The 830-nt window shown below is 28.2% G+C and carries 1 protein-coding gene; it reads left to right on the top strand.

Annotated features, from left to right (window positions below; genetic code table 11):
• The first annotated feature begins 181 nt into the window (after positions 1-181).
• Entirely contained in the window at positions 182-601 is a 420-nt protein-coding gene (gene fosB, locus IDG60_RS17130; protein ID WP_000920239.1) for a FosB/FosD family fosfomycin resistance bacillithiol transferase, read from the top strand.
• Positions 602-830 lie beyond the last annotated feature (229 nt).

The following is an 830-nucleotide window of genomic DNA, read 5'->3' as shown; positions in this document are numbered from 1 at the left end:
GTACATACATTCGTACAACAATGCCAAGATTATTTATATGGACTTTTAGAGGCTCTTTAACTTAAGTTATTAGAGCCTCTTATGCAGTTGCTCAGATCATCGTATAAAAATTAATGACGTCATTTCAAAAATCGATACAAAAATAATTTATTATAAAAATTCTAAGAAAGAAGTGAAGCAGATGTTAAAATCTATTAATCATATATGCTTTTCAGTCAGAAATTTAAACGATTCAATACATTTTTATAGAGATATTTTACTTGGGAAATTGCTATTGACTGGTAAAAAAACTGCTTATTTTGAGCTTGCAGGCCTATGGATTGCTTTAAATGAAGAAAAAGATATACCACGTAATGAAATTCACTTTTCATATACACATATAGCTTTCACTATAGATGACAGCGAATTTAAATATTGGCATCAGAGGTTAAAAGATAATAACGTGAATATTTTAGAAGGAAGAGTTAGAGATATTAGAGATAGACAATCAATTTACTTTACTGACCCTGATGGTCATAAGCTAGAATTACATACTGGCACACTTGAGAACAGATTAAATTATTATAAAGAGGCTAAACCACATATGACATTTTACAAATAAGGCGTCATTATAAAAAGGCCTCTTGAAATCCGTTAAAATTTTAATTAATTATTATATAATAAGAGAACTTTTCAAACAATACAGTTGTTATTTTTGCTATTTCAACAAACATAAATAAGCAGTAAGATGACTACAACTTAAGAGTCTTCTTACTGCAATTATTTTTCAAATATATCAACGTTAATATAACTTCTATTAAGAAATACTCACATTCTGCCCTGCAATGCAA

The sequence above is a fragment of the Staphylococcus sp. EG-SA-2 genome (assembly GCF_017152085.1).
Note: the sequence above shows the minus strand (reverse complement) of the source record. Positions and strands in the feature narration are given on the sequence as shown.